Source organism: Streptomyces sp. NPDC050548 (assembly GCF_044457385.1).
Classification (GTDB): Bacteria; Actinomycetota; Actinomycetes; order Streptomycetales; family Streptomycetaceae; genus Streptomyces.
On sequence record NZ_JBITGV010000021.1, the window covers coordinates 1 to 22877 of the forward strand.

General features: G+C 71.5%; 11 protein-coding genes and 1 pseudogene. 4 read left to right on the plus strand and 8 right to left on the minus strand.

Features of this window, described 5'->3' with window-relative positions; genetic code table 11:
• On the plus strand, positions 1–553 hold a 553-nt coding region (locus ACIBJH_RS40075; RefSeq protein WP_399121865.1), incomplete at its 5' end, for an IS3 family transposase.
• 26 nt (positions 554–579) lie between these two features.
• Here the strand turns inward: ACIBJH_RS40075 and ACIBJH_RS40080 are convergent.
• The 8 genes and pseudogenes from ACIBJH_RS40080 to ACIBJH_RS40115 form a co-directional block, all read right to left on the minus strand.
• Positions 580–804 (minus strand): annotated as a pseudogene (locus ACIBJH_RS40080) (serine hydrolase); the annotation flags it as partial.
• A 44-nt stretch (positions 805–848) separates the two neighbouring features.
• Positions 849–1703, minus strand: a complete 855-nt coding sequence (locus ACIBJH_RS40085) for a PaaX family transcriptional regulator C-terminal domain-containing protein (RefSeq protein ID WP_399121866.1) — start codon at positions 1701–1703, stop codon at positions 849–851.
• Positions 1704–1715: 12 nt separating this feature from the next.
• Entirely contained in the window at positions 1716–2168 is a 453-nt protein-coding gene (locus ACIBJH_RS40090) for an acyl-CoA thioesterase (protein ID WP_399121867.1), read from the minus strand.
• Positions 2165–4534 carry a bifunctional salicylyl-CoA 5-hydroxylase/oxidoreductase gene (locus ACIBJH_RS40095; RefSeq protein ID WP_399121868.1) on the minus strand — a complete coding sequence of 790 codons (2370 nt, stop codon included), beginning with the start codon at positions 4532–4534 and terminating at the stop codon, positions 2165–2167. The genes ACIBJH_RS40090 and ACIBJH_RS40095 overlap by 4 nt, the downstream gene beginning before the upstream one ends.
• Entirely contained in the window at positions 4531–6189 is a 1659-nt protein-coding gene (locus ACIBJH_RS40100; RefSeq protein ID WP_399121869.1) for an AMP-binding protein, read from the minus strand. Before ACIBJH_RS40100 ends, ACIBJH_RS40095 begins: the two co-directional genes overlap by 4 nt.
• A 61-nt stretch (positions 6190–6250) precedes the next feature.
• Positions 6251–7204 carry an acyl-CoA thioesterase gene (locus ACIBJH_RS40105; RefSeq protein ID WP_399121870.1) on the minus strand — a complete coding sequence of 318 codons (954 nt, stop codon included), beginning with the start codon at positions 7202–7204 and terminating at the stop codon, positions 6251–6253.
• On the minus strand, positions 7201–7686 hold the full coding sequence (locus ACIBJH_RS40110) for a cupin domain-containing protein (protein ID WP_399121871.1): 486 nt from the start codon (positions 7684–7686) through the stop codon (positions 7201–7203). Before ACIBJH_RS40110 ends, ACIBJH_RS40105 begins: the two co-directional genes overlap by 4 nt.
• Positions 7687–7688: 2 nt before the next feature.
• Positions 7689–8513 carry a fumarylacetoacetate hydrolase family protein gene (locus ACIBJH_RS40115; RefSeq protein ID WP_399121872.1) on the minus strand — a complete coding sequence of 275 codons (825 nt, stop codon included), beginning with the start codon at positions 8511–8513 and terminating at the stop codon, positions 7689–7691.
• 142 nt (positions 8514–8655) lie between these two features.
• Here ACIBJH_RS40115 and ACIBJH_RS40120 point away from each other — a divergent pair, with 142 nt between their 5' ends.
• The 3 genes from ACIBJH_RS40120 (at position 8656) to ACIBJH_RS40130 (ending at position 22876) form a co-directional block, all read left to right on the plus strand.
• Entirely contained in the window at positions 8656–9096 is a 441-nt protein-coding gene (locus ACIBJH_RS40120; protein WP_399121873.1) for a RidA family protein, read from the plus strand.
• Between the two features lie 683 nt (positions 9097–9779).
• Positions 9780–13763 (plus strand): amino acid adenylation domain-containing protein, encoded by a 3984-nt coding sequence (locus tag ACIBJH_RS40125; RefSeq protein ID WP_399121874.1) that lies wholly within the window; start codon positions 9780–9782, stop codon positions 13761–13763.
• Positions 13763–22876 (plus strand): amino acid adenylation domain-containing protein, encoded by a 9114-nt coding sequence (locus tag ACIBJH_RS40130; protein ID WP_399121875.1) that lies wholly within the window; start codon positions 13763–13765, stop codon positions 22874–22876. Before ACIBJH_RS40125 ends, ACIBJH_RS40130 begins: the two co-directional genes overlap by 1 nt.
• Position 22877: the final 1 nt, after the last annotated feature.

Below are 22877 nucleotides of genomic sequence, written 5' to 3' on the forward strand. Positions count from 1 at the left end.
CTTCGTGCGCCGGGACTTCACCGCCGAGGAACCGGACCTTGTCCGGGCGGGCGACATGACCGAGATCGACACCGGCGAAGGCAAGTTCTACCTCGTCACCGTCATCGATCTGTTCTCCCGGCGGCTGCTCGGCTACGCGATGGGGGCACGTCATGATGCCGAGCTGGTGGTGGCCTCACTCAACATGGCCGCGGCCACCCGGGGCGGCAACGTCCGCGGCGTGATCATGCACACGGACAGGGGCAGCGAGGGTGGATTCAACTGCTCGCGGCGCTTTCGCCAGGCCTGTCGGCGACTGGGCGTGACCCAGTCCATGGGCAGAGTCGGATCTTGTTTCGACAACGCCGTGAGCGAGGCGTTCAACAGTGTGCTCAAGGTCGAGTACGTCCACCGACACACCTTCGCCACCCGCACCGAGGCCCGGCTCAGGATCGCCACCTGGATCACCGACTTCTACAACACCAGGCGGCTACACAGCGTATGCGGGTTGAAGAGCCCGATCGACTACGAACGCGAGTACCGAGCCACCCTCGCCGAGGGACTGGCCGCATAGATCGTCTCCACACTGCGAGGGGATTGACACCGCGCGGCGATTTCCGTCGGCAGCGGCCCGAACCGGGTGGTGTTCATACCGAGCGGCTGCCAGATCCGCTCCGTAGCGAGTTGATCGAGGCGTTGTCCGGAGAGGCAGCCGAGGATGAGGGCGGCCCGGTCGGTGTACTCGACGGCCTCTCCGGGCCGGCGGTGCAGGGCTTCTCTCAGTACGCCGTCGCGGATGTCCTGCGGGTCGGTGCCGTAGAGGTTGGGACTCGAACCCACAACCAATGGATCAAAAGTTCGCCGGCGGATCACGAACTCTCGGTCAGCAGGCTTCCGGCGAACTCGTGGGCCGGTTCCGCCAAGGTGCTCCGGAGGGTGCCGAAGAGATCCGCGGCCGTCGCGCCCGACCAGGTGGCGGGGAGCAGGGTGTCGGGCAGGCCCGGGTCGAGGTAGGGAAGTCGGCGCCAGGCCGTGAGGACATGGACGTAGTCGATGAACGCCTCCCGGTCCGACAGCGCGCTCCTGCCGGCCCCGGCCCAGCGCGCGGCCATCGGTGTGAACTCGGCGACGAAATCGTCGTAGAGCTTCTGCAGTGCCTCCAAGTCCCACCAGCGGCCCACCTGTTCGGCGGGGTCGCCGAAGGCAACATAGTCGGCGCGGAACAGGTCGACGTACTGGTCCAGGCCGTGCTGGAGGAGGTGGTCGCGGGTGTCGTCGAGGGCGTGGGCCGGGGCGATCCAGACTCCGGAGGAAACCGTGCCGAAGCCCAACCAGGCCAGCCGGGAACGGAGTTGGTGACGCTGCTGCCGTTCGCTCTCCGGCACCGAGAAGACGGCGATGACCCAGCCGTCGTCGGTGACGGCGTGGCGCTCGAAGATACGGCGGTCACCGGTCTCCAGGACGGAGCGGGCGTACGGCGAGAGCGCGTAGCCCGCGCGGCCGTTCCGTCGTTCGGCGACCAGGATCTCGCGGCGCTTGAGCCGGAAGATCGAGGATCGGACCGCCTGGGCGTCGACGTCCAGCTCGGCGAGGAGTCGGATCAGCGCGCTCACGCTGATCCAGCCGCCGACCTCGCGCGCGTAGAGGCCGTACACCGTCACTATCAGGGATCGCGGCGGTGCGGGCTGGCCCGGGCTGTCGTCAACGAGATCGCTTGCCGTCATGATCGGATTATTTTAGTGCGCCGTGCGGGCGTCCGGTTCGGCCAGGTCGGCCGCCATGCCCGTCCCGCCCAGCGCCGCACGCCAGGCGGCCGGCCAGGGCGCGCTGCCGCCCGCCTCCTTGTCGGGGACGTGCACGGTGACATAGCTGCCCCGAGCCGCGCGACGGCGCGGCCCGTCCCCGGCGGTGCGCCACACCTCGAAGCCGAAGGTCATCGAGGACCGGCCGAGGCGGATCAGCTCGACCCGCGTCTCGACCTCCTCGCCGAAGCGGATCGACGCCTCGAACTCCACCTCGTACCGCACCCTCGGGGCCACCGGAAAGTACCCCGGGATGTCGTACGCGCGCATCAGCTCGGCCTCCGCCGCCTCGGCGAACCGGACGACGGTGGTGTTGTGGTAGATGCCGGCGGCGTCCGTGTCGATCCATTCCACGCGGGTGCGGTGGACGGCGTAGGGGCCGCTCATTCCGCCGCCCTGCCCGGGGTCCACCGCAGGTGCACGGCGTCCCGCGGAGTCTCGCGCAGCAGCGCGAGGCGCGGGCGGACCGCGTCGGTCCGTGAGGTGGGCGGCTTGCGGCGGCCGGCCGCGAACTGCGCCGGCCAGTCGGCGCCCGGGCCGCGGTATTCCTGCTCGGCGGCGGCCTGCAGTGTCCACTGCGGGTTGTACAGGTGCGTACGGCCCAGCGCGCACAGGTCGGCGCGCCCGGCGAGCAGGATCGAGTTGACGTCGTCGTAGGACGAGATCGCTCCTACGGCGATCACGGCCGCGCCCGCCGGAGCGGCCACCTCGTGCCGGATCCGGTCGGCGAACGGGGTCTGGTACGAGCGGCCGTACGCCGGCTTCTCGTCCTTGGTGACCTGGCCGGACGACACGTCGACGGCAGCGGCGCCGTGCGCGACGAACGCCCGCGCGATCTCGACCGCGTCGTGCTCGGTGTTCCCGTCCGGGACCCAGTCGGTGGCGGAGATGCGTACCGTCACCGGGCGGTCGGCGGGGAAGGCGGAGCGTACGGCGTCGAAGACCTCCAGCGGGAAGCGCAGCCGGTTCGCGAGGTCGCCGCCGTACTCGTCGGTGCGGCGGTTGGCGACGGGGGAGAGGAAGGAGGAGAGGAGGTAGCCGTGGGCGGCGTGCACTTCCAGCAGGTCGAAGCCCGCGTCGGCACCCCGGCGCGCGGCGGACACGAAGTCGGCGACGACGGCGTCCATGTCGGCCCGGGTCATCTCGCGCGGCACGTGGCAGTCGGCGCCGTAGGGAAGTGCGGACGGGCCCACTACCTCCCAGTTGCCCTCGGTCAGGGGTTCGTCGATGCCCTCCCACATGAGGCGGGTCGAGCCCTTGCGGCCCGAGTGGCCGAGTTGGAGGCCGATCTTCGCGGTGCTGCGGTCGTGGACGAAGGACGTGACCCGCGTCCACGCCTCGCGCTGGGTGTCGTTCCACAGGCCCGTGCAGCCGGGGGTGATGCGGCCCTCGGGGGAGACGCACACCATCTCGGTCATCACCAGGCCCGCGCCGCCGAGCGCCTTGGAGCCGAGGTGGACGACGTGGAAGTCGTCCGGCACTCCGTCGACTGCGGAGTACATGTCCATCGGCGAGACCACGATCCGGTTCTTCAGCTCCAGGCCGCCGATGCTGAACGGCTGGAACATCGCCGGCGCGGACTCGGTCAGGCCCTGGGCGGCTGCGAAGCCGCGCTCGATCAGGTCGGCGAAGCCCGGGTCGCGGTCCTTGAGGTTGTCGAAGGTGATCCGGCGGGAACGCGTGAGCAGGTTGAAGCAGAACTGCGCGGGATCCTGGTCGGCGTAGCGGCCGATGTTCTCGAACCATTCCAGTGAGGCCTGCGCGGCGCGCTGGGTGGACTCCACCACCGGGCGGCGCTCGGTCTCGTACGCCGTCAACGCCTCGTCCACGGTGGGGTGTTCGTGCAGACACGCGGCGAGCGCGAGGGCGTCCTCCATGGCCAGCTTGGTGCCGGAGCCGATCGAGAAGTGCGCGGTGTGGGCGGCGTCGCCGAGGAGGACCACGTTGTGGTGGTGCCAGCGCTCGTTGCGGACCGTCGTGAAGTTGAGCCAACGGGAGTTGTTGGTAAGGAGGTTGTGGCCGTCCAGCTCCCCGGCGAAGATCTCGCGGATCCGGGCGACGGACTCCTCGTCGCTGACACCGGGCGGGAACTGTGTGCCCTCCGTGGAGTCGAGGCCGGCCTTGCGCCACACGTCCTCGGCCATCTCGACGATGAACGTCGAACCGCCGTCGGAGAAGGGATAGCCGTGGATCTGCATGGTCCCGAACTCGGTCTGCTTGACGAGGAATTGGAACGCCTCGAAGACCCGGTCGGTGCCCAGCCACATGTACTTGTTCGTCCGCTGGTCGAGCGAGGGGACGAAGGCGTCGGCGTACTTGGTGCGCACCGCCGAGTTGATGCCGTCCGCGGCGACCACGAGGTCGTAGGACAGGCGGAGTTCGTCGACGTCGGGGGCGAGCGTGCGGTAGTGCACCGTGACGCCGAGTTCGGCGGCCCGTTCCTGGAGGATGTGCAGCAGGTCCTTGCGGGCCATCGCCGCGAAGCCCTGGCCGCCGACCGTGAAGGGGTGGCCGTCGAACTCGATGTCGATGTCCGTCCAGCGGGCGAAGCGGCTCTCCATCGCGTCGTGCACGACGGTGTCCGCGTTCTCGATGCCGCCGAGGGTCTCGTCGGAGAAGACCACGCCGAAGCCGAAGGTGTCGTCGGGCGCGTTGCGCTCCCAGACGGTGATCTCATGGCCGGGGTCGAGCTGCTTCATCAGCGCGGCGAGGTACAGACCGCCCGGCCCGCCGCCCACGATCGCGATCCTCATGCCTGGTTCTCCTTCTCGACGATCTGACGCAGCAGGAAGTGCTGAAGCTTTCCGCTGGTGTTGCGGGGCAGGGAGTCGCAGAAGCGCACTGCGCGGGGGTACTTGTAGGGCGCCAGCTGCGCCTTGACGTGGTTCTGGATGTCCTTGACCTTGGCGTCGTCGCCGACGACCCCCTCGGCCAGGACGACGAACGCGCAGACGACGGAGCCGCGTTCGGGATCGGGCTTGGCGACCACCGCCGATTCGACGACGTCCGGGTGGGTGTTGATCGCGGACTCGACCTCGGGACCGCCGATGTTGTAGCCGGAGGAGACGATCATGTTGTCCGTGCGGGTGCGGTAGTAGAAGTAGCCGTCCTCGTCGCGGACGAAGGTGTCGCCCGTGACGTTCCAGCCGTTGACGACGTAGTTCTCCTGGCGCCGGTCGTCGAGATAGCGGCAGCCGACCGGGCCGATCACGGCCAGCCGCCCCTCGACACCCGGGCCGACCTCCTCGCCGTCCAGGTCGAGGACGGTGGCGCGGTAGCCGGGGACCGGCCTGCCGGTCGAACCGGGCCGGATGTCGTCACCGGCGGCCGAGATGAAGATGTGGATCATCTCGGTGGCGCCGATGCCGTCGACGACCTTGATCCCGGTCTCCTCGTGCAGCTGCTGCCACACCTCTTCCGGTATGTGCTCCCCGGCGCTGACCGCGGCCCGCAGACCGTGCAGCCGGTCCGCCTTCCCGGCCTTGAGGATCTGCCGGTACGCCGTCGGCGCTGTCGCCAGTACGGTGACGCCCGCCTCGGCGACCAACTCGGCCAGCGGCTCCGGCGCGACGGCCTCCGTCAGCAGCGCGCAGGCCCCGGCCCGCAGGGCGCAGACGACCAGGATGCCGAGCCCGAAGGTGAAGGCGAGGGGCGCCGTGCACGACACGAGGTCGTCGGGCCGTAGCCGCAGGGTGTGGCGGCCGAAGGTGTTGTCGATCGACAGGATGTCGCGGTGGAAGTGCGTGGTGATCTTCGGTACGCCGGTGCTGCCGGACGTGGGTCCGAAGAGGGCGACGTCGTCGGCGGCCGTGTCGACGGCCGTGAACTCCCCTGGTTTCGCCGCCACTTGGCGTGTCAGGTCATCGGGCGCGTCGCCGCCGCACGCCACGATCCTGAGGTCCGGCAGGACCGTGTCGCGTACGGCCTCGACGTCCGCCGTGAAGCGGTGGTCGACGAGGGCGACGGTCGGGCGGGTCTTCTCCACGACCGGGGTCAGTTCGCGGGCCCGCAGGGCCGCCATGGTGGTGACGACGATGCCGCCGGCCTTGAGGACGGCGAGCCAACACGCCACGATCCAGGGGTTGTTGGGGGCGCGCAGGAGGACGCGGTTGCCGGGGACCAGGCCGAGGTCCTCGGTGAGGACGTGGGCGATCTGGTTGGTGCGGCGCAAGAGTTCGCCGTAGGTCCACACCTCGCCGTCCGGTGTGCGCAGGGCCGGACGGTCGGGGCCGAAGGCGGCGGTGGGTACGTCGATGAGTTCGGTGCCGGCGTTGAGACGCTCGGGGTACCGGAGGTCGTCGGTGGTGAACTCCAGGACCGGCCACTGGGCGCGCGGCGGGAGGTGGTCGCGGGCGAACGTGTCCGGATAGGCGGAGGGCGAGAGAGCAATGGGGTCCAACTGGTCCATCGGGAGGTTCCTTTCCGCAGGCCGGGGGCGGGCCGTGCAGGGATCAGGAGCTGCGTGGGGATCAAGAGCTGCGGATCAGGCCTTCCTGGGCGACGGTGGCCAGGTGGGTACCGGAGGCGGTGAAGAAGCGGCCGACGGCGAGGCCGCGACCGGAGTCGGCGGCGACGGCCTCCTGGGCGTAGAGGAGCCATTCGTCCAAGGGGCCGGGCCGGTGGAACCACATCGAGTGGTCGAGGCTTGCGGTGACGACTCCCGGCTGCGCCCAGGACAGGTCGAGCATGCGCAGGACGGGTTCGAGGATCGTGTAGTCGCAGACGTAGGCGAGCGCGGCGAGGTCGCGCTGTTCGGAGGTCAGGCCGACGACGGGGCGCAGCGCGTCGAACGGCCTGACCCATACGGCCTGTTGGGGCACGCGTTCGCCCTCGACCGTGAGGTAGACGGGGCCGGGCACGTGCCGCATGTCGAAGCTGCGGCCGCCGCTCCAGTACTCCTCGGAGGCGGGGGTCATCGTGCCGCGGGGTGCGGTGGTGTCGCGCAAGTACGTTGCGGAGCTGGGCAGTTCGGTGGGGTCCGGGATGCCCGTCGGGGGCTCGGCGGCGAAGGTGGCGCCCGGCTCGCCCGCGGCGAAGTTGGCGAGGCAGGTGTAGACGGGCTTGCCGTTCTGGAAGCCGCGGACCTGCCGGGTGGCGTAGCCGCGGCCGTCGCGCAGCAGCTCCACTTCGTAGCGGACGTCCGCGCCGATGTCGACCGGCCGCAGGAAGTAGGAGTGCATCGAGTGCAGCGTCTTGCCCTCGACCGAACGCATCGCGGCGGCGGCGGCCTGCGCCACCATGTCGCCGCCGTACGCCTTCGGCCACGGGCACGGCTGGGTCCTCGCGGTGAAGGCGAGGTCGAAGTGCTCGGGATCGACGGGGGTCAGGGCGAGCGCGGCGGTGAAGACCGCCGAGGTCGGGACGGACCGGACGTCGGTGCGGGTGCTCCGGGAGTCGGCGCCGGTGCTCTGGAAGTCGTTCACGGCCGGTCCAGCCAGTCGCGCAGATCGGCGTCGGCCACCTGAGCCAGGTTGACCACGATGTTCTCCGGGGTGCGGGTCGTCATCCAGGTCAGCGGGTTGTTCCGGTCGAGATTGCACTCGACGTGCGGCATGAACGGCGGGACGAAGACCCAGTCGCCCTCCGAGAGGTCGAGGTAGTCCTCGAAGCGTTCGCCGAAATAGATCCGGGCCCGGCCGGAGAGGACGTAGCCGCCGGTCTCCGCCTCGCCGTGGTGGTGCGGCACCGAGCGGTAGCCCGACTCGTTGCTCACCTTCCCGAACCACAGCTTGGTGGCCGGCGTGTGCTGGACGGAGACACCGGAGATCCGGCTCGCGCCCGCGGACTGGCCGGTGTCACCGACCTCCAGGCCCGCGCGGGTCACGACCGGTACGACCAGGCCGGACTCGTCGGCGTACACGGAGTTGTCGCCCTCTAGGACGTACTTGGAGAAATCGGGTTCCATGATCAGCTCCTGGAGTCGGTGAGACGGAGACGGTTGCGCAGGGTGCCGATGCCCGGGATCTCGGTCTCGACGAGATCGCCGTCGGCGAGGTGGACCGGCGGGGTCATGCCCGATCCCACGCCGCCGGGGGTGCCGGTGAGCACGAGGTCCCCGGGACGCAGCACCGTGAAGGTCGAGATGTAGGCGAGCAGGTCGGCCGCGTCGAACACCAGCGTGCGCGTGTTGCCGCGCTGCCGCTCGACGCCGTTGACCCGGCAGATCACCTCGACGCCCGCGACCGGGTCCAGCTCGTCGGGGGTGACGACCACCGGGCCCAGCGGGGTGGTGCGGTCCCAGGCCTTGCCCTGGAACCACTGGAGCGTGCGCTTCTGCCAGTCCCGCACGCTGATGTCGTTCGCGACCGTGTACCCGGCGATCGCCCGTCCGGCCGTGTCCCGGTCCGCGCTCCTCAGCTCGGCCCCGACGACCACCGCCAGCTCCGCCTCCCAGTCCACGTCGAGATCGTGCGGGAGAGCCAGCTCGTCCTCGGGGCCGGTCAGGGTGTCGGCGAACTTGGCGAACAGTGTGGGGTGTTTGGGCAGCTCGCGGCCCATCTCGGCGATGTGGTCGGCGTAGTTGAGGCCGCAGCAGACGACCTTGCGCGGTGCCGGCAGCGGCAACACCGGGGTGGCGCCGGGCAGTTCGGCCCCGGCGAGGTCCGCGATGCGCTCGGACGCGGTGGTCGCCAGCAGCGCCGAGAGCTCGTCGGCCGGCAGCGCCCGCCAGCGGTCGCCGTCCAGGACGGCGGCCGTGGTGCGGCCTTCGTGGGCCACGGTGGCGAGCTTCATGGGCGGTGCTCCCTCGGTGCTCGGGGCGGCGGTCGGAGTGACCGGGCCGCGTCGGCTGTATAGCGAGATTTTCACGACCGTCGAAAACAGTCAATAGATGAGTTAGGCTGCCTGCATCAGCCCGTCCGAGGAGGAACCCGCAATGACGACTCCGATCCCGGTGAACCCGCCCTCGCTCCCCGCCCCGAGCGGCTACTCGCACGGCACCCTGAGCGGCAACACGCTCCACCTGGGCGGACAGACGGCCCTGGACGCGGACATGCGGATCGTCCCCGGGGGCATCGTCGAGCAGTTCCGGCAGGCGTTCGGCAACGTGCTCACCACGCTGCGGGCCGCCGGCGGCATCCCCGAGGACCTGGTCAGCCTGACGATCTACCTCACCGACATCCCCGACTACCAGGCGCACGGCAAGGAGATCGGCAAGGCCTGGCGCGAGCTGGCGGGCCCGGTCTACCCGGCGATGGCCGGCATCGGCACCACCGCGCTCTGGCAGCCGGAGGCGATGATCGAGATCCTCGGCGTCGCGGTCATCCCGGACGAGCGGCTCGTGCGCCCGACGGAGGGGAAGGCCGCCGGGGTGTGACGGCCACTCGACGGTAGGTGACCGTCGGTCCCGATCTCGCTTGAGCCCTCGTCGCACGCCGACGGGGGCTTCTTGCTGCCGGAACGACGCGTGCATTTCGCGGCCCCCGTTGCCGGGGTTCCGCTTCCGGTCGGCGCGCGGCCATTCTGACATCCCTGCCGAGCGGCGCGGATTTCAAACATTCAATTCAGTTCGACTGCCGAAATGGACGGACCTCTTTGCCTGTTTCGCCGCTCCGGCAGCCGATTCACCCTTCTGCAGGGGAAGTTGTGTAACGGTATGCGGATGTTCTTCCCATATGGGAGTTTCGCGGGATTCCTTTTCAAGGTGACGTCCCGGTGTGGCTCCGGAAAATATCAAGTATTGACATGCCCGGAGCGTGTGATCGATGATTACGACCGCGTCACGGAGTTCCGGAAGGGAATCCGAGGGAACAGGAAAATGACGTGACGAAGTAATTGGCCAGCGATTTCGTGCATCGAATTGTCGAATCTCCGGGCCGCTTTCGGCGGCCTTGCGCGTCCCGGCCATCGGCCGCGCGCCCGCCACCTCCCCTCCCCCCTCACGGCACCCCGCTCGATGGCGAGCGCGCCCTCTCCGGCCCGTCGGCAGCCCGGTGACCCCGGCTTGTCGCGCCCCGATGTCACCCAGCCCCACACCGATGGGAAGGCCAGGTACCGCCGGTGCATCACACCCCCCACTCTGTCCCCGCTCCCCGCGCGTCCACCGAAACACCCCCGCCCGGCCTGGAAGCGACGCCCCGGGTCCGGCCCGCCTCCTTCGCCCAGCAGCGACTGTGGTTCCTGTCCCAACTGCCGGGCGCGAACGCCGCGTACAACGAGACCATCGCCTACACCCTGACCGGCCCGCTCGACGCCGACCTGCTGTCCCGCGCCCTCGACACGCTGACGGACCGTCATGAGTCGCTGCGGACACGGCTGGTGGCCGCGGACGGCGACGTACACCAGCACATCGACCCGCCGGGCAGCGGATTCACCCTGACCCGTGAGGACCTCACCACCGTCGACGGCGCGGACGCGCGGGTGGCAGTCCGCCAACTCGACGAGGCGCAACGCCCGTTCGACCTCGAAGCCGGCCCGCTCGGCCGGGGTCGCCTGCTCGTCACGGGACCCGAACGCCACGTGCTGCTCCTGACGTTCCATCACAGCATCTACGACGGCGTCTCGATGAACGTCATGATGGACGAACTCGGGCAGCTCTACGAGGCGTTCGGCGCGGGTGCCCCGAATCCCCTGCCGCCGCTCGCCGTGCAGTTCGCGGACCACGCGCGCGCCCAGTGCGAAGCCGACCTCGGCACTCAGGAGGACTACTGGCGGCGCGCACTGCACGACGTCCCGCCCGTCCTCGAACTGCCCACCGACCGTCCACGGCCGGCGGAACAGCAATACGACGGCGGGCGGGCCGAGTTCACCCTCGACGCCGAGGCCACGGCCGAACTCCGGAGTCTCGCGAGACGGCACGGCGCCACGCCCTTCGTGGCCCTGCTGACCGGATGGGCGATCCTCATGTCGCGGCTCTCCGGGCAGGAGGACATCGTTGTCGGCAGCCCGTTCGCGGGCAGGCGCGGCCCGGGAGCGGCCGGCCTCATCGGCTTCCTCGTCAACTCCCTCCCGCTGCGCGTCGATCTCTCCGGATCCCTCACCGCCGCCGAGGCCCTGACCCGCACCCGCGCCGTCGTACGCGAGGCCCTCGCCCACCAGGACCTGCCTTTCGAGCGCATCGTCGAACTGGTCAACCCGCCGCGCAGCGCCTCCCGCACACCCCTGTTCCAGACCATGCTGGCCTGGCAGCCCGACCGGCGGGGTCTGCTGCACCTGCCCGGAGTCGAGGCCGAGCCGCTGCCGATCGCCCACGCCCCGGCCAAGTTCGATCTCGCCCTGTCGGCGACCGAGTCCGACGGCCGGCTCACCGGACACCTGGACTACGCGACCGCGCTCATCGACCCCGAAACCGCCCGGCGCTGGTCCGGCCATCTCCGGAATCTGCTCACCGACATGGTCCGCCACCCCGAACGGGACATCCGGGCCCTGGAGTTGATGACACCGCAGGAACGCCGACGGGCGCTCCTCGACGGCGACGCCACGCGGCCCGACACCGCCCCGCCGCCCAACCCGGCGGAGACTGCCCTGCGTTCGGCGTCCGGACTCGTCGAACTCTTCGAGGCACAGGTCCGCGAGCGCCCCGCGCAGACCGCGGTCGTCGACCGGGACGGCTCGCTGGACTACGCGGCACTCGGCCGCCGCGCCGACCACCTCGCGCACGCGCTCGTCGCCCGGTCCGTCCGCCCCGGCGATGTGGTGGGCCTGCACGCGCAACGCACCCGCGACCTCGCCGTCGGCATCCTCGGCATCCTCAAGGCGGGCGCCGCCTACCTCCCGCTCGACCCGGGCCAGCCCGCCGAACGCCTCGCCCGCATGATCGAGGACGCCGCCTGCCCCCTCGTGCTGAGCGACCACGACAGCGCCGAACGCGACCCGGAATGGCTCGACCTGGCCGCCGTAGAGGCCGAGGGATCGACCCGGCAGGGAGCACCGGCGCACATCGACCACACGCCCGACCAGCTGGCCTACGTGATCTTCACCTCCGGGTCCACGGGACGGCCCAAGGGCGTCGCGGTCGAACACCGCAGCGTCCTCGACCTGTTCGCGACCTGGCACGCCCGCATGGGCACCGCCCCCGGCGACGCCGGCTCCGCCTGGTCCGGCATCGGCTTCGACGCCTCCATCCACGAACTGCTGCTCCCGCTGACCACCGGCGGCGAACTCCACATCGTCCCCGAGGAGTTGCGCGGCGACCCCGAGGCCCTGCTGGCGTGGATGCGCGAACACGCGGTCACCCAGGCGTTCCTGCCGCCCGCCTACGTCAAGTGGATCGACGAGGACCCCGCCGCACGACTGCGCGGCCTGCCCCTGCGCAAGCTCCTCACCGGCGTCGAGTCGCTCACCGAAGCCGCGCTGCACCGCATGACACAACACCTCCCCGGCCTGCGGATCTGCTTCGGCTACGGCCCCACCGAGGCGACCCTCTACAGCACCGCCCACTACGACCCCCGCCCGCTGGAACGGCCGTGCCCCATCGGCCGCCCGCTGCCGCACACCCGCATGTACGTGCTCGACGGCCGCCTCGAACCGGTCCCGCCCGGAGTGGTGGGCGAGGTCTACCTCGGCGGAGCGTCGCTGGCCCGCGGCTATCTCGGCCGCCCCGACCTCACCAAGGAACGCTTCCTGCCCGACCCCTTCGTGCCCGGCGAGCGGATCTACCGCACCGGCGATCTCGCCCGCCGACTGCCGGACGGCCAGGCCCACTTCATGGGGCGCGCCGACGACCAGATCAAACTGCGCGGCTTCCGGATCGAGCCCGCCGAGGTCGAGGCGGCGCTCACGGCCCTGCCCGGTGTACGCGAAGCGGCGGTCCTCGTCGACCACGACACGACCGGTCAGCCCAGGCTGATCGCCGGTATCGGCCGCGGCACGGCACCCGCCCGCACCGCGCACGACTGGCGCACCGCCCTCGCCCGCCGACTGCCCGACTACATGATCCCCGCCGTCTTCCTCGACCTCGACGCCCTGCCGCTCAACCGCAGCGGCAAACTCGACCGGCCCCAACTCCTTTGCCTGGCCCAGGAGTCGACCTCCGACCAGGTCAACGCGGCCAGCCCGCGCGACCACGTCGAACACGGCCTGTACCGGATCTGGCAACGCATCCTGCTCCACCCCGACATCGGCGTCAGCGACAACTTCTTCGAGATCGGCGGCACTTCACTGTCCGCCATCAAGATGGCCCACGCCGTCACCGAGACCTTCGGCCGCCGACTCCCCGTCGGCGAGGTCATGACGCGCCCCACCATCGAGGCCCTGGCCGCGCTGCTCCGCGAGGACGGCACCGCCCGCGCCCCCGGCAGCCTCATCGAGTTCCGCCCCGGCACCGGCCCGCGCGTGGTCTGCGTCCACCCCGCAGGCGGCACCGCCTTCTGCTACCTGCCCCTGGCCACCCTCCTGCCCGAAAGCGTCGGGCTCTACGGCATCCAGTCCCCGGGCGTGAACCCCGACGAGGACCTCCTGCCCACCGTGGAAGCCATGGCCGAGGCATACCTGCGCCTCCTGGAACCGCTCGGCGACCAGCCCCTCGTCCTGACCGGCCTGTCCTACGGCGGCCTCGTCGCCCACGAGATGGGACGCCTGCTGGCCGCCGCCGGACATCGCGCGGTCAGTGTCGTCCTCCTGGACACCCAGGCCACCGACGACGCGACCGCCCGCGCGGAGATCGGCGCCGTCGACGCGGCCGAGTTCCGCGACAAACTCGTGAGGTTCAACGGGATGTACCCCGGCATCGACGACGCCCAGGTCGACCGCTACTTCCACCTCTACAACCACAACCGGCTCACCGCCCGCGAACACCTCCCGGCAGCCTCCCCGGCCCGCCTTGTCCTCGCCCAGGCCGTGCCGGAAGGCACTGACACCCCCTTCCACGCCGAGGTCCGTGCCTTCTGGCAGCGCAGGGCCGAGGGCGCGTTCCGGGTGGAGACGCTGGAGTGCGACCACTGGGAGATCCTGGAGGGCGCCGGGGCGGCCCGGGTCGGCGCCCTGCTCGGCGCCGAACTGGCCCACCACACGCCCCAGTCGGCCCTGCCGATACGGGAGGCGTGATGGACCTCCGCCCCGCCCGCACCGTCTCCCCGGCACCGGTCGACACGGCCCCGTCACGGTCCGCCTCCCTCGCCGAGACCGTCCTCGCCCAGGCCCGCCGCACCCCCGCCGCCCCCGCCGTCGAGGACGGCGACCGGGTCCTCGACTACACGGAACTCGAACGAGCCAGTGGCCTGGTGGCGGCGCGGCTGCGCGCGGCCGGAGTACGCCCAGGGCACGCGGTCGCCGTACACCTGCCGCGCTCCTGGCAGTTGGTCTGCGTCATGCTCGGCATCCGCCGCGCCGGAGCCACCGTCGTCCCCCTCGACCGCCTCAGCCCGCCCGACCGGCAGCGCCACATCCTCGACGACTCGGGCGCCGTCGCCGTGATCCACGGGGACGGTCTCCAACTACCGGCGCATCTCCCCGTGTTGGACGTCGACCTGCTCCTGAGCGGCGAGGGTGGCACCGGCCTGCCCGCCGTGTCCGCGGTCCAACCCGGCGACACCGCCACGGGCTTCGTCTTCTACACCTCCGGCAGCACGGGGCACCCCAAGGGCGTGGAGGTCACCGACGAGGGAGTGCTGCGACTTGCCCGACCCGGCTATCTCGACCTGCGGCCCGGCACCCGGATCGCCTGCTTGGCCAACCCCGCCTTCGACGCGCTCAGCTTCGAGGTGTGGGTCCCGCTGCTGACCGGTGGCGTCTGTGTCGTACTCGACGACAGCCAGGTGCACAGCGCGCCCGGACTCGCGAGGGCGCTCGACGATCGCCGCGTCGACACGCTGTTCATCACGACGGCACTCTTCAACGCGGTCGTCGAGCAGGTACCGCACTCCTTCGCCACCGTCGCGCAGGTCCTCGTCGGCGGCGAACAGCTGAACGCCCGTATCGTCCGCCGCTGGTACGAGACCAACCCCGAAGCCCCGACGGTCCTGCGCAACGCGTACGGGCCGACCGAGGCGACGACCTTCGCCCTCTGCCACCCCATCCCGCGCGACTTCGCCGGCGACACGATCCCCATCGGCACCCCGCTCCCCGGCACCGGCATCCTCCTGCGCACCCAGGACGACCGCACCGCCGAACCGGGGGAGGTGGCCGAACTCCTGCTCTCCGGCCCGGCGTTGGCGCGCGGCTACCGCAACCTCCCCGAGCGGACCGCCCACAGCTTCGTACGACTCCCGAACGAGCGGGCCGGGCAAGGGCGTTGGTACCGCACCGGCGACCTCGTACGCCAGGACACCGAGGGCCGCATCATCTACATCGGCAGGGCCGACCGGCAGGTCAAGGTGCGCGGCTTCCGGATCGAGCCGGGCGAGGTGGAACGGCAGATCCTGGTCCAGCCCGCCGTCCGCCAGGCCTACGTCTGCACCCGCCGCGACGCCGAGGACCGCAACGAACTGCTCGCCTTCCTCGTCCTGGCCGACGAACTCTCCTACGACACCTACGACCGCCACCTCGCCGCGACCCTGCCCTCGTACATGCGCCCCCACCACACCTACCTCGTCACCGAACTCCCACGCAACGCCAACGGGAAGGTCGACCGGGAGGCCCTGCTGCGCGACGCCCGCACTCCGTGGCGCGGCACGCCCGAAGGCGACGGACCGCCCGTCAGCGCCGGACAGCGGCGGGTGCTGGACATCGCCGAGGACATCCTCGCCGTCAACGGCCTGCGTCCCGGGGACCGTTGGGCGGCCAGCGGCGGCGACTCGCTGAAGGCGCTGCGCTTCCGCTTCGAGATCCTCGACCGCTACGCCGTCGACCTTCCGCACGACCTGGTCCTGCGGGCCGACTTCGCCGCCCTCGCGGACGCCGTCGACGCCGCCGACACGGCCGTAGGGGAACACCCGCCCGTACCCGGCCCCGCCGGTGAGACGACCGCGCCGGCCACCAGTGAGCAGGAGCGGTTGTGGCTTCTGCGGCAGCGGGCGCCCGAAGACCGGTCCTACGACGTGCCGTTGGCGTTCCGGGTCCGGGGTGACGTCGACACGGCGGCTCTGCGGCGCGCGGTGCGGGCTCTGGTGGAACGGCATGTCGCCCTGCGCACCCGGCTGGTTCCCACCCCGGACGGGCTGCTCCAGCGGACCGGCGATCCCTACGACCCCTGGCAGTATCTCGCAGCCCGCCCGGGGGAGGAGTGGCAGGACACCGCCGAGCGGTTCTTCGAGCACCGCTTCGACCTCACCGAGGCTCGGATGCTGCGTGTGGCCTGGGTGCCACGGGCCGACGGCGGGCTGCTCCTGCTGCATCTGCACCACGTCGCCGTGGACGGCTGGTCGCTCAACCTCCTCCTTCGCGACCTGACCGACGCCTGCGTCGCCGACGGCTCGACTCATACGCCCCTGGACTTCGCTCACTGGCAGCGCAGTTGGCACACGAGTCCCGCCTACGCGGACCGGCGGGCACGGCTGCGCTCCCACTACGGCCGCGACGGCGAACCGTCACCCGCGCAGCCGGTCCCCGACACACCACGGGCCCGCCTGCTGCGCACCACACTCGACGTCGTCCGCCGTGGCGCGCTGGACCGACGCGCCGCACAACTCGGCCTGACCCGCTTCCAGTTGCTGGTGTCCGCGTTCGCCGCGAGCGTCTACGGCGTCACCGGGCAGGGCCGCCCACTGATCGCCACGCCGGTCGCGAACCGGGCCCGGCCCGAATTCGCCGACACCGTCGGCATGTTCGCCAACACCGTGCTCCTCGACCTGCCGATGGAGCCGCACCGCCCCTTGGACGCCCAGCTGTCCGAGCACGCCGACGTCGTGCACGCCGTCCTGCGCGACCAGGAGGTCGCCCTCGCCGACGTTCTCGCGGACCGCGTCTTCGGCGAGCGAACCCCCTTGTTCGACTACCTGTTCGTGCTGGAGAACACCGACTTCTCCGCACTGCGGCTCGACGGCTGCGACGTACGGCCGGTGTGGCCCGAGCCGCTCGGCGCCAAATGCGCCCTCACGCTGTCCGTGGTGGAGCACGAGGGCGGTTTCGACTGCCTGTGGGAGTACCGCGACGACATCGGCGCCGAACGCGCCCAGGCCGCGGCCCGCCTCTTCCGCGAGGCCCTCGACCATCTGACCGGCGACAACGACACCACCCTGCATCAACTGGTCGCCGACTACCGTCGCACCCTGCCCGATCACGGCCAAGGACCCACGCGGGCCTCGGACTTCGCGACCGTCGCCGAGGGCTTCGCCCGACACGTGGCGCGCACCCCGCACGAACCGGCGGTCACCAATGGCGAGTTGACCCTCACCTACGCCGAACTCGATGCGCATGCAGCCGGGTTGGCGGCCGCCCTCGCCGCCCGCCTCCCGGCCGATCCCGCCGCCCCGGCGGCCGTGGCGCTCCACCTCCGGCCCTCCGTCGAACACATCGTGGCCCTCCTGGCGGCGGGCCGGCTGAACCTCACCGTCGTACCGCTCGATCCCGCCTATCCACCGCACCTGCTGCGGCATGTGCTCGACCAGGCCGACCCGTTGTGCGTGCTCGTGGCGCCGCAGGACGAGGACGCGCTCGCCGCGATCGCGCCGGCGTCCCTGCCACGGCACGTCCTGACCCTCGCGGACGCCCCCGCCGCCGCGCCCTACGCTCCCGCGCACCAAGGAGCGCGTCCGCTCTACACCCTGTTCACATCCGGCTCCACCGGCGCTCCCAAAGGCGTCCAGGTCTTCGACCGGACCGTGTGCAACCTGCTGACCTGGCAGCGCACCGACGGCGGACTGCGCGGGCCCGCCGTCACCCAGCAGTTCTCCATGCTGTCCTTCGACGTCTCGTTCCAGGAGATCTGCACCACCCTGTGCTCCGGGGGTCTGCTGCGCCTGGTGGAACCCGCCTGGCGGCACGATGTTCCCTCCCTGCTGCGGGAGTTGGAGACCGGGGGAGCGGAGCGGATCTTCCTGCCGTACGTCGCTCTGCAACTGCTCGCCGAACACGGGGTGCGCACCGGGCGGTTCCCGTCGCGGTTGCGTGAAGTCGTCACGGCCGGGGAGCAGTTGGTGTGCACGGACGCGATCCGCCGCTGGTTCGCCGGGCTGCCGGACGCCCGCCTGTTCAACCACTACGGTCCCACCGAGACCCATGTCGTCAGCGGTCTGTGCCTCGACGGTGATCCCGCCGCCTGGCCGCTGCGGCCCGCGATCGGGCGGCCGGTGGCGAACGCCGTCCTGCGGGTCGTCGACGAGGGCGGCCACCCCGTCCCGCCGGGCGTCACCGGCGAGTTGCTGATCGGCGGCCTCATGGCCCACCGCTGCTACCTCGGCGACGACACACCGCACCACGACCGCTTCACCGACGACCCCGACCTCGGCACCTTCTACCGCACCGGCGACCTCGCGCGCTTCGACACGGACGGCCTGCTGCACTACGCCGGCCGCGACGACAGTCAGGTCAAACTCGGCGGACATCGGCTGGAGTTGGGTCAGGTCGAAGCCGCGCTGTTGCAGTACCCCGGCATCACCCACGCGGTCGCGGCGGTGGCGGACGGACTGCTGGTGGCCTGCCTGCAGTGCCGGGGCGGCGACCCCGACCCGAAGGACCTCGCCGACCATCTGTCCGGGCTGCTGCCGGGCTATGCGCGCGTGAGCAGGTTCCGCCGCCTCACCGAACTGCCACGCACCCCGAGCGGCAAACTGGACCGCCGGGCGGCGCTCACCGTCCAGGGGCGCGAACTGCGCCCGGCGGGTGCGACCGCCCGGGCCGCCCTGTCACCTCTCGAAGCGCGGCTGGCCGATCTGTTCGAGACGGTGACCGGCAAGGCGATCGGTGTCGAGCAGCGGTTCTTCGACGCCGGTGCCACCAGCCTGGACCTGATGCGCTTCCAACTCCGCTGCGCCGGCGAGGACCAACTCACCTTCGGTGTGCCGGAGTTGTTCGAGCACGTCAGCCTTCGCGCACTCGCCCGCCTCATCGAGGGGCGCGCGTCGGAGAGGGGTACGGATTCGATGCCCCTTGGCGCGCCACGACCCGTGGGCGAACCCGTCGCGGTGATCGGGATGGCCGTACGACTGCCGGGCGCCCCCGACCTGGCCGCCTTCTGGGACCTGGTCGTCTCCGGTCGCCGGGGCATCGAGCACTTCCCGACGGCAGACGGCCGGGTCGGTGCCCGCAGCCAGCTCGCCGGACCGCTCGCCTTCGACCCGGGCCGCTTCACCATCAGCCCGCACGAGGCCCGGCTGATGGACCCCCAGCAACGGCACCTCCTGATGAACTGCGTCGAGGCACTCGCCCACGCAGGCATCGCGGACCCGGCCACCCACCGGGTCGGGCTCCTGGCCGCCTGCGGCGAGAACACCTACTTCCAGCGCGTGCTGCGCGAGGCCGAACCGGCTCAACTCCCGGACACCTTCCGGCTCGCGCTGCACCACGAGAAGGACTTCCTGGCCACCAAAGCCGCCTACCACCTCGGACTGACCGGGCCCGCCTTCACCGTGCAGTCCGCGTGCTCCAGCTCGCTCGTCGGCGTGCATGTGGCCGCCGGGATGCTCCGGCAGGGCGACGCGGACATGATGCTCGTCGGCGGTGTCCTCGTCGACATCGACCTGACCGACGGCTACACCTACCGGCCGCAGCACATCTTCTCGCCGGACGGCCATTGCCGGCCGTTCAGCGCGGACGCCGTCGGTACCGTCGGGGCGAGCGGCAGCGCCGTCGTCGTGCTCAAACCGCTCGCCGCGGCACGCCGGGACGGCGACACCGTCTACGCCGTCGTCACCGGCTCGGGAATCAACAACGACGGTGCGGACAAGCTCAGTTACAGCGCCCCCGCCCTGGCCGGGCAGCGTGCCGCGATCCGTACCGCCCTGCACCGCAGCGGCCGTAGCGGCACCGACCTCGGCTACGTGGAGGCGCACGGGACCGGTACCCGGCTCGGGGACCCGGTGGAGACGGCCGCGCTGCGGCAGGCGTACGGGCTCGCGGACGACGCGGGCGTGGCGCTGTCCTCCGTGAAGAGCCAGATCGGACACCTGGGCGCCGCCGCGGGCGTCGTCGGCCTGGTGCGGGCCGTGCTCGCCGTGCACCACGGGGTCGTTCCGCCGACGGCCGACTTCGACCGGCTCAACCCCGAGATAGAGGACGGGCCCTTCCGGATACCGGTCATCGCCGAAGCCTGGCCGTCCGACACCCCGAGAGTGGCCGCCGTCAGCAGCTTCGGCATCGGCGGCACCAACGCCCATCTGCTGCTGGAACAAGGGGAGTTGGCCCACCCCGGTCCTGTTCCGGCCGAGACGGTGATGTGCCTGCCCCTGTCCGGCAGTTCCGCGTCCGCCGTACGCGCGGACGGACGCCGTATCGCCGCCTACCTGAGGGCGCACCCCGACAGCTACCCGCAGGTGCTGCGCCACCTCCAGGCCGGACGGCCCGCGCTCGCGCACCGGGCGGCGGCCGTCTGCCCGGACGTCGACTCCGCCGTCGCGTGGCTCGACACGCTCGGCGAGGTCGGCGAGCCGCTCGCGCGGACCGCGCTGAAGGCACCGGACCAGGACCCGCGCGCCCTCGCGGAGGCATGGACGGCCGGACACACCCTCGTATGGCCAGAGGGGCCCGCACCCGCGCCCTGGGACTTCCCGCCGCCCGCCTTCGACACGGCGGAGTACGACTTCCGACGCGCGCCCGGAGAGGATGACTCCGAGTCCGACTCCGTGCGGTCTGGCGCCCCGCGGCGGCTGCCCCCCGACGAGTGGCTGCACCAGCCGCTGTGGACACGGCTGCGCCGCGCCCGCACCGGCGCCCACCAGCCACAACGCACCGCCGTCGTGGTCACCGCACCGGACGCGGACGGCACGGCGTGGCGGTTCCTGGAACGGCACTACGCCCGCGTGGTGACCGTGCGCGCCGGGCAGGGACTCACCCGGCTCGACGAGGACCGCTACGAGGCCGACCCCGCCGACACCGAGCAACTCGCCGTCGTGCTCGCGGAGATCACCCGGCACGCCGGCCCCGGCGTCGACTGGCTGCACACCCTTCCCCTGACCCTCGACGGCAGCCTCGACGACCGTGCGCTGGAGGCGGCCCAGTGGGCCTGCCTCGACACCGTCGCGGCGCTCGTCCGCGCCCTCGCGCAAGTCCCGGACGCCGAACGGCCCCGCGCCTGGCTGCTGTCCCACGGGGCGCAGCCGGTCACCGGCCCCGTCCGCACGCCCGAGGCGGGCCTGCTCGCCGCCGCCCTCGAAGTGCCCCGGCAGGAACTGGGCGTGACCCTGCGCTGGGCCGACCTGCCAGGACCGCGCCCGGCCGAGTGGGCGGCCCAGCTGCCGGACCTGCTCCTGGACGACACGATCACCGAACCGTCGACCGGCCTGCGCGACGGCTTCTGGTGGCAGCGCACTCTTCAGCCGGTGCATGCCCCCGAGTCGCCGACTGCCGCCGTCCGTACGGCCGTTCCCGGAACCCACCTGGTGCTCGGCGGCACCGGAGGCATCGGCACCGCCCTGGCCGCCCGCCTCCTCGAACACCCCGGCAACCGCGTGGTCCTCGTCGCCAGAGGGACCGGGACACCAGCCGCGCTGCGCGCACACCGGGACCGTGTCACGCTGGTCCCGGCCGACCTCGCGACCGACGACCTGGACACGGTCGTAGAGCGACTGGCTCCGCACCTCGACGGCCTCGCCGGGGTCGTCCACGCCGCGGGCACCGCCGCCGGCGGGCTCCTCGTCCGCCGCGACCCCGCCACCGCCCGCCGGGCCACGGCCGCCAAACTCCGCGGTGCCCTGCTCGTCGAGCGGATCATCGCCGAGCACGACCCCGACTACGCGGCCTACTGCTCGTCAATGGCCGCCCGATTCGGGGGAGTCGGGCAGTTCGACTACGCGGCGGCCAACGCCTGCCTGGACGCCTACGCCCATCACGCGCCGCCCGGCGCCGACGACGCGACCGTCCGTATGACCATCGGCTGGGACGCCTGGCGGGACGTAGGCATGGCACAGCACGCCCTGACCGCCGACGCCCGCCACCAGGAACATCTGAGGTCGGCGCTCACCCCGGAGGACGGCGCGGCGGTCTTCGAGCGGGCCCTGCACCTGCAACTGCCGCACCTGATGGTCAACACCACGCCCCTGGCGGAGGCTCACTACTTCTACGAGCACGAGCACGAGCACGAGCACGAGCACGGGCATGAGTCCGTCGCCGATTCCGGGCCGGGACCCGGCGACCCCGCCGCCGACCTCACCGAGATCCTGCGCGACCTCCTCGGCGTGGACACCGTCGACCCCGAGGCGGCGCTGTACGACCTGGGTGCCGACTCGCTCACCCTGCTGGAACTCATCGACGAGGTGAAGTGCCGTCACGGCACCGACATCGACCTGTCCCGGCTCAGCCACCGGGTGAGCCTCGCCGAGATCCTCGGCCACCTCGACACCGGCACCCGCCGCGCGTCCGCCGCGGTGGCCGTCGAAGTGTGGCAACGAGGGCCCGGACCGGACGTGTTGTGCCTGGTCCATCCGGTCGGCGGCGACATCCAGGCCTACAGACCGCTGGTGGCGGCCCTCCCCGCCGAGTCGACCGTCTGCCTGATCGCCGACCCGAAACTGCGCGACCCGGGACTGCCCACCCGTTCGATCGCCGACCGGGCCGCGCACTACCTTGATGCCGTGCGGGCGGCATTCCCGGACCCCAACTGCCGTCTGCGCCTGGCGGGTTGGTCGTTCGGTGCCTGGACCGCCCTGTCCATGGCGGCACTTGCCGAAGCCGAGGGCAGACCCGTCGACGCCGTCCACCTCCTCGACCCACCGCCACCCGGCGCCGGCCAACGCCTCGCCGCCTACGACGAACAGCAGGTGGACGCCGTGTTCGCCCGTGAACTCAGCGGCAACGCCGGTGGACCGCTGTCGGAGTCCGGCCGCGCCTACGCCGAACGCCTCGCGCACTGCTGCCGAACCAACCTCGCGGCGATGGCCGAACACCGGCTGCCACGACTGCACATGACACCCACCGAGGTATGGATCGCTCAACGCCCGTTGGAGGAAGGGCTGTTGACCCCGGAACCGACCCCGCCCGGCGCGTGGGACGCCCATCTGCCCGGCACCTACCGCCTGCACCACCTCGACGCCACCCACTACGAACTCGTAGCGGAACCCCACGTGCGGACGATCGCCGCCGCACTCGCGACAGCCCCCGCTCTGCCCCATCCCGCCGGACGATCCTGAG

What these genes read in the sequence shown, in the direction of transcription:
- ACIBJH_RS40095 (WP_399121868.1), bottom strand. Translation starts at nt 4,534, where the DNA reads ATGAGGATCGCGATCGTGGGCGGCGGGCCGGGCGGTCTGTACCTCGCC.
- ACIBJH_RS40090 (WP_399121867.1), bottom strand. Translation starts at nt 2,168, where the DNA reads ATGAGCGGCCCCTACGCCGTCCACCGCACCCGCGTGGAATGGATCGAC.
- ACIBJH_RS40085 (WP_399121866.1), bottom strand. Translation starts at nt 1,703, where the DNA reads ATGACGGCAAGCGATCTCGTTGACGACAGCCCGGGCCAGCCCGCACCG.
- ACIBJH_RS40130 (WP_399121875.1), top strand. Translation starts at nt 13,763, where the DNA reads ATGGACCTCCGCCCCGCCCGCACCGTCTCCCCGGCACCGGTCGACACG.
- ACIBJH_RS40120 (WP_399121873.1), top strand. Translation starts at nt 8,656, where the DNA reads ATGACGACTCCGATCCCGGTGAACCCGCCCTCGCTCCCCGCCCCGAGC.
- ACIBJH_RS40100 (WP_399121869.1), bottom strand. Translation starts at nt 6,189, where the DNA reads ATGGACCAGTTGGACCCCATTGCTCTCTCGCCCTCCGCCTATCCGGAC.
- ACIBJH_RS40115 (WP_399121872.1), bottom strand. Translation starts at nt 8,513, where the DNA reads ATGAAGCTCGCCACCGTGGCCCACGAAGGCCGCACCACGGCCGCCGTC.
- ACIBJH_RS40110 (WP_399121871.1), bottom strand. Translation starts at nt 7,686, where the DNA reads ATGGAACCCGATTTCTCCAAGTACGTCCTAGAGGGCGACAACTCCGTG.